Here is a 7,567-nt window from a genome sequence, read left to right on the forward strand (position 1 = left end):
GGTTCCGGTGCGCGCCCCCGCGGCGAACGAATCGGCCAGCGGGGTCACCCGCACCGCGATCAGCGCCGAGCCGCGCGGCGGGCGCCTCTACGTCTTCATGCCGCCGGCGACCGCGCTGGAGGATTACCTGGAGCTGGTCGCCGCGGTCGAGGACACCGCGCTCGAGATGAAGCTGCCGGTGATCCTCGAAGGCTACGAGCCGCCGAAGGATCCGCGGTTGTCGACGCTGCGCGTCACGCCCGACCCCGGCGTGATCGAGGTCAACATCCACCCGGCGCACAGCTGGGGCGAGCTGGTCGAGCAGACCACGCACCTGTACCAGGCGGCGCACGAGACGCGGCTGTCGACCGAGAAGTTCATGGTCGACGGCCGCCACACCGGCACCGGCGGCGGCAACCACTTCGTGCTGGGTGGCGCCACCGTGGCCGATTCGCCGTTCCTGCGCCGGCCCGACCTGCTGGCGAGCATGGTCGGCTACTGGCACAACCACCCGGCGCTGAGCTACCTGTTCTCGGGGCTGTTCATCGGCCCGACCAGCCAGGCGCCGCGCGTCGACGAGGCGCGCAACGATTCGGTCTACGAGATCGAGATCGCATTCGCCGAGCTGCAACGGATCGCGGCGCAAGGCAACGGCTACACGCCGCCGTGGCTGGTCGACCGGCTGATGCGCAACCTGCTGATCGACGTGACCGGCAACACGCACCGCGCCGAGTTCTGCATCGACAAGCTGTACTCGCCCGACGGCCCGACCGGCCGGCTCGGGCTGCTGGAGATGCGCGCGTTCGAGATGCCGCCGCATGCGCGCATGAGCCTGACGCAGCAGCTGCTGATGCGCGCGCTGGTGTCGCGCTTCTGGCAGCGCCCGTACCAGCCGCCGCGCCTGAAGCGCTGGGGCACCGAGCTGCACGACCGCTTCATGCTGCCGCATTTCATCTGGCAGGACCTGTGCGACGTGATCGAGGAGCTGAACCAGTTCGGCTACACGTTCCAGCCGGAGTGGTTCGCGCCGCACCTGAACTTCCGCTTCCCGCGGCTGGGCGATTTCAATGCGATGGGCACCGAGGTGGAGCTGCGGCTGGCGCTGGAGCCGTGGCATGTGATGGGCGAGGAGGGGGCGCCGGGCGGCACGGTGCGCTTCGTCGATTCGTCGGTCGAGCGGCTGCAGGTGCGGGCCACCGGGCTGGTCGGCGACCGCCATGTGCTGACCTGCAACGGCCGCGCGATCCCGATGCAGCCGACCGGCAAGGTCGGCGAGTTCGTCGGCGCCGTGCGCTACCGCGCGTGGAACCCGCCGTCGGCGCTGCACCCGAGCATTCCGGTGCATGCGCCGCTGACGATCGACCTGGTCGACAGCTGGATGAGCCGCTCGCTCGGCGGTTGCCAGTACCACGTCGCGCACCCGGGTGGGCGCAACTACGACACTGCGCCGGTCAATGCGTACGAGGCGGAGGCGCGAAGGCTGGCGCGCTTCTTCCGCGTCGGCCACACGCCGGGCGTGATGGCGCTGCCGAAGGACGAGCGCAACCCGAACTTCCCCTTCACACTGGATCTTCGACGGGCGCCGTTGTAGGTTTGCGGCTTTTCGCTGCAAAGGCGCGTGGGGGGAGGCCATGGCGCGCCGGACGGGTCGGTCTTCCACAGCCTCCTCGCACGCGCCTTTGCTCGCGTCCATGTGCGAATCCGGGCGCGTACGCGGCACCGCGTATGACAAACTGGCGACTGGTTTGAAGTCGACACATGCTCAGAACATTGCTTGAGGGATACGCCGTCCACGAAGGTCGCTACGACGAGTTGCTCGCGGCGCCCGGCGCGCCCCGCCCCCACTGGGAAGCCTTCCTGGAGACCCTGGCCCAGCGCCAGGGTCCCGATATCGGCGACACCCTGTCGTTGATGGAACGCGAGATCCGCGAGAACGGGATCACCTACAACGTCTACGCCGACCCGCAGGGCGCCGACCGGCCCTGGGAGGTCGATCCGCTGCCGCTCCTGATCTCGCCCGCCGAATGGGACGAGATCGAGGCCGGCATCGCGCAGCGCGCCGAGTTGCTGAACCGCGTGCTGACCGACATCTACGGCCCGCAGGAGCTGCTGCGCAACGGCAGCGTGCCGCCATCGGTGGTGTTCGGCCACAGCGGCTTCCTGCACCAGGTGCAGGGCATCCGCCCGGCCGGCGGCGTGCACCTGTTCCAGTACGCCGCCGACCTGGCACGCTCGCCCGACGGCCGCTGGTGGGTCGTCGACGACCGCACCCAGGCCCCGWCGGGCGCCGGCTATGCGCTGGAGAACCGCCTCGTCGTCTCGCGCGTGTTCCCGCAGATGTTCCGCGACCTGCACGTGCAGCACCTGGCGGCGTTCTTCTCGAACCTGCGCGAATCGCTGCTGCGCCTGGCGCCCAAGGGTGACGGGCCGCCGCTGATCGGCCTGCTGACGCCGGGGCCCTACAACGAGACCTACTTCGAGCATGCGCTGCTCGCGCGCTACCTCGGTTTCGCGCTCGTCGAGGGCAGCGACCTGACGGTGCGCGACGGCTGCGTCTGGATGAAGACGGTCGACGGCCTGAAGCGCGTGCATGCGCTGCTGCGCCGCCAGGACGACGCCTATTGCGATCCGCTCGAGCTGCGCTCCGATTCGGCGCTCGGCGTGGCCGGCCTCACCGACTGCGCGCGCCGCGGCACCGTGCTGCTCGCGAATGCGCTCGGCTCCGGCGTGCTCGAATCCGGCGCGCTGCTCGGCTACCTGCCGCAGCTCAGCGAACAGCTGCTCGGCGAGCCGCTGCTGCTGCCCTCGGTCGCCACCTGGTGGCTGGGCGAACCGGCGGCCTTCGAAGACGCCTGGAAGCGCATCGACCACCTGATCATCAAGCCGCTCGACCGTTCGGCCAACGAGCCGGCGGTGTTCGGCGCCGACCTCTCCGACGACGAACGCCTGCTGCTGCGCGCCCGCGTGGCGGCGCGCCCGCAGCGCTACGTGGCGCAGGAATGGGTGCACGTGTCGCAGGCGCCGGTGCTCGAGCGCGAGCCGCGCGGCACCGGGCGCCACGGCGAGCACCTGAGCGCGCGCACCGTCGGGCTGCGGGTGTTCGCGGTCGCGACGCCGAACGGCTACCGCGTGATGCCGGGCGGCCTGACCCGCGTGGCCGGCGACGACGACGACCGCGTCATCGGCATGCAGCGCGGCGGGCGCTCGAAAGACACCTGGGTGCTGTCCGACCGGCCGGTCAACGCGTCGTTCTCGCTGCTCACGCGCACCGTGACGCCGCCCGACCTGGTGACGACCAAGGGCAACGTGCCGTCGCGCACCGCCGAGAACCTGTTCTGGTTCGGCCGCTACGGCGAGCGCTGCGACGCGTCGGCGCGGCTGCTGCGCGTCGCGGTGGCCGGCGTGCTGGGCAACGTCGATGCGCGCGCCGACGACCCGGAAGACGGCCTGACGCCGACGCTCGCGCTCGCGAAGCGCATGGGGCTGATCGATTCGCTCGACAACGTCGGCACCGAGCTGCTGCGCGCCGCGACGCACCCCGAAGAGGGCCTGAGCGTGCGGCTGCGGCAGCTGCTGCGCGTCGCGTTCAGCCTGCGCGACCGCATGTCGGCCGACAACTGGCGCACGCTGAACCAGCTGATCGCCGACCCGGTGTTCCAGCGCGGCGGCTCGCTCGCGCTGGCGCTGGCCTGGCTGGACCGCGCGGTCACGTCGATGATGACGTTGTCGGGCTTCGTGCTCGACGGCATGACGCGCAGCACCTCGTGGCGCTTCCTGTCGATCGGGCGGCGCATCGAGCGGCTGTCGAACCTGTGCCTGACGCTGAAGGTCGCCACGCGCGAGGGCCGCAGCAGCGGGCTCGACTGGCTGCTGGAACTGGCCGACTCCACCGTCACCTACCGCTCGCGCTACCTGGTGGCGCCGGAGTGGCTGCCGGTGCTCGACCTGCTGCTGCGCGACGACACCAACCCGCGCTCGGTCGCCTTCCAGGTGAAGGGGCTGGTCGAGTACGTCGACAAGCTCGAACGCACGCACGGCCGCTTCGCGAGCGACGTGCTCGCCCCGGCGCAGGCCGCGCTGCTGGCGCTCGGCGCGCACGACCTGCACCCCGAGAGCGAGGCGCTGGCCACGGTGATCGACCAGCTGCAGCGCGCCGCCTACACGGTGTCGGACGAGCTGACGCTGAAGTTCTTCTCGCACGCCGCCTCGCGCAGCGTGCTGTCGCTGGTGGCGTGATGGCAGCCGCGCGCTACACCGTCGAGCACGAAACCCGGTACGCGTATGCGGCACCGGTCTCGCAGTCCTGGCAGCTGGCCCGGCTCGCGCCGCGCGAGCTGCCGTGGCAGAAGCTGCTGTCGCATTCGCTGCAGATCGACCCGCCGCCCGACGAGCGCCACGAGGCGCCCGACAGCTTCGGCAACACGGTCACGCATTTCGGGCTGCACGGCGCGCACCGCCTGCTGCGGGTGCGCATGGCCTGCACGGTCGAGGTCGGCACGCGGCCGGTGTGGGCGTCGGCGACGCAGCCCTGGGAATCGGTGCGCGATGCGGTCCGCAACACGCCGACGCTCGGTGCGCTGGAGCCGGCGTGCATGTGCGAGCCGACGGTGCTGGTGCCGCTGTCCGAAGGTGCGCGGCTGTATGCGCGGACGGCGCTCGCGCCGGGGCGCGACTGGTTTGCGGCCCTGTCTGCGCTGACGCAGGCGATCCACGACGATTTCGAATTCGAGGCCGGGGCGACCACCGTCAGCACCTCGGTCGACGAGGTGCTGTACCAGCGGCGCGGCGTCTGCCAGGATTTCGCGCACCTGATGATCGCCTGCCTGCGCGGGCACGGTCTGCCGGCGCGCTACGTGTCGGGCTACCTGCTGACCGATCCCCCGCCGGGGCAGCCGCGGCTGCTGGGGGTCGATGCCTCGCATGCCTGGGTGGCCGCGTACTCGCCGGCGCACGGCTGGGTGGAGTTCGATCCCACCAACAACCAGCTGGCCGACGAGCGCTACATCACGCTCGCCTGGGGCGCCGACTTCGCCGACGTGGTGCCGCTGCGCGGCGTGATCCTCGGCGGCGGCGAGCAGCAGCTCGATGTGTCGGTGAGCGTGACGCCGGTGTGATGCCGGCGGGATGCCGGGCCGATGCGGGTTTTCGTGCGGTTCATCCGTACAGCGAACGAACTGGTCGGTGCACGCCACTCAGCAAGCAGTGCCCCTGGATGTCCTCGGTGAGCCGGAGCGAGTCGAGTGGGGGGCCGTTTGAGCTTGAGGAGACTTGCTCATGCACGGTTCGATCTTCTTCCATCCGCACGGCAATCAGTTTCACGTGCCGCGTCGCGAGGACGCGGCCGATTCCACGAGCGCTCAGGCGTCCGACGATCCGGCGAAGCGTGCCAAGGAGGCCGTGACGCAGCTGGAGGCGCTGGTGGCCGACAAGATCGCGTCCAAGGTCGGCGACCTTGCAGAAGAGCTGTTGTCCAGCGGCCTGGTGACCCAGGACGAGAACGGACACTACCTGCCGGCAGCGCCGCCGTCGTGCGCGCCCCGCTATGCACGCGCACGGAACGTGCCCGCCCAGGCCCGGCGGCGGGCCGAGTTCGCGATCCGGCGCGGCCTCAACCGGCCGCGCACCGAGGGCCACAAGGCATTCAGGCGCGGCGGCGATGCCGGCACGCTGGTGTCGACCGTGACGGGCACTTCGGCACTGTTGTGGGCGGACTGCGCGCTGTTCCGGACCGGACTGAATGCCGCGACCTCATCGACCGGCCCCGGCTTCGCGCCTCCTGCCGGGGGCCTGCAAGCTCTCGGGATCGCAGGCGGCGTGGCGGCCGGCTGCTCGCTGATCGACGGCCTCGACATGTTCAACGCGTTCCTCGACGCGGTCGACGAGCAGGACCGCCGGAAGGTCGAGGTGGTCGTCTTCTATCGGCACTTCCAGGAATACCTCGCCAACCGTGCGAGCGGGCAGCCGTCGAGCCCGGAAGTGGTTCACGGCTTCCGCTGCTGCCAGGCGGCGCTCTCGCGATGCAAGCTGTTCGACAAGGCGGCACGCCAGGCCTGGCGACGCTGCTGCGCCGCCGCGCTGCGAGACACCGGCCTGTCGACCGTCACCGCGTTGCTGGGCGTCGCCGGCATGGGCATGAAGATCGCGTCGGGCGCCAACCTCGCGTCGCTGGGCCTGGGAACGGCCGGCCTCGCGCTGGGTGCGGTGGCTTTGCCCTTGTCGCTCGCGTGCGCCGGCATCGATGGCGTGGTCGGACGCCAGGAGATCAGCTTTCGCAAGAAGGAGTACCGCCGCTGCAAGGCCCATTGCGGGCATCTTCAGCGGCAGATCGACAGCCTGGCCGGGACCGATGCGGCGCTTCGCAGCGCCGACCATGACCTGCTCATCCAGGTGCTGAAGGGCGCGCAGAAGCGACAGCGGCGCCTGATGAAGCAAGCCCGCCACGAGATGCGTTGCGGGCGCACTCGCCTGGCCAAGGCCGTTGTCAACGCTGCCGTGTGCACGCCGCTGGCGACGGGCGCGATCGTCACCGGGGCCGTCGCGACGGCGGCGGTGGCATGGCCTGTCGGCGTGGCTGCCACGGTCGTGGGCGGGGCTGTTGGCGCGGCGTACCTGGGAAGCTATGTCGGCAAGGCGGCGACGCGGGAGGAAATGCGCGCCCGCCTGCGCCGCGAACAGTACGACGCCACCCTGCTGGCCGCCACCACCTCGGCCGCGGACCGGGCCCGTCTTCGTGAGGAGATGAAGAAGGACGGGAAGGAGAGGCCGTTGTCGGTGGCGGCGACGCAGGGCTACTGGATCGGCGGCCGGGATGGCTTTGCCGGCAGGTCCATCCACACGGTCAGTCCCGACACCCAGGTGGTCGCCGCGCTGGACGAGTTCGCCGGGCTGCTGGCACGCCGACCCGCCGCGGGCTATCCGGACCCGGTACTCGAGTCGCACATCCAGGCGGTCGTGGCGCTTGCCGACATCGACGGGGTGCTGTTCAACGACATCGAGGGGATGATCCGTGCAGACTCCGAGAAGCTGCGCCAACAGGCCGTGCATCCGCGCGACATCGAATGGCGCGAACTGATCGCCCGTCGCGAGCAGTACGCCGCCGTCTTCGGACTGCCTGCGGAACCGCCCAAGCTGGCGCCGGGGGCACTGCTGCCGAGCTTCCATGCGGCGTGCTGGATCGTGCGCCTCGGCAAGAGCCGGAACCCCGAAGCCGGCAGGTTCGTGAAGCTCCTCGAGGGCCACCTGAAGGGAGAGCAGATCGACCTGCATGCGATGAACGAATGGCTGGACCGCAACGGCCATCTCGCCAGATCGTCCGCATTGACGACCGACGAGATGTGGGCTGCCGCGGCCCGCCTGTTCCGCAGCGTGCCGCCGGCGCTGTTCATCGATCAGACGAAGTCGTTGTTGAAGGCGGTGGCCAGGGAAACCGGCGACCGCAAGGGGTTCGCGTGGCAGCAGGGCAGCGCCGTGCACCGCGACCTGAAGGCGTTCTGCCGGTTTGCCGAGACGCGCTGGGTGCCGGCGCATCAGACGACCCAGCGCATCCGCGCCGGGTCGGCAGGCGACACCGCGGTCGCACTGACCGAAC

At 70.6% G+C, this 7,567-nt stretch carries 4 protein-coding genes; all 4 read left to right on the plus strand.

Annotated features, from left to right (window positions below; genetic code table 11):
* Positions 1-1,570, plus strand: a 1,570-nt coding sequence (locus AC1D01_RS14075; protein ID WP_477867182.1) for a transglutaminase family protein, incomplete at its 5' end; no start/stop codon positions are given.
* Positions 1,571-1,737: 167 nt separating this feature from the next.
* Positions 1,738-4,215 carry a circularly permuted type 2 ATP-grasp protein gene (locus AC1D01_RS14080; RefSeq protein WP_477867184.1) on the plus strand — a complete coding sequence of 826 codons (2,478 nt, stop codon included), beginning with the start codon at positions 1,738-1,740 and terminating at the stop codon, positions 4,213-4,215.
* Positions 4,215-5,093: a transglutaminase family protein gene (locus AC1D01_RS14085; protein WP_477867186.1), complete on the plus strand. Its 879-nt coding sequence runs from the start codon at positions 4,215-4,217 to the stop codon at positions 5,091-5,093. The genes AC1D01_RS14080 and AC1D01_RS14085 overlap by 1 nt, the downstream gene beginning before the upstream one ends.
* Positions 5,094-5,253: 160 nt before the next feature.
* Positions 5,254-7,567, plus strand: a 2,314-nt coding sequence (locus AC1D01_RS14090) for a hypothetical protein (RefSeq protein WP_477867188.1), incomplete at its 3' end; no start/stop codon positions are given.

The sequence above is a fragment of the Rhizobacter sp. P3_B12 genome (assembly GCF_056402895.1).

Bases quoted from the DNA above. Each gene is read 5' to 3' on its own strand.
- AC1D01_RS14085 (WP_477867186.1), top strand. From the start codon at position 4,215: ATGGCAGCCGCGCGCTACACCGTCGAGCACGAAACCCGGTACGCGTAT.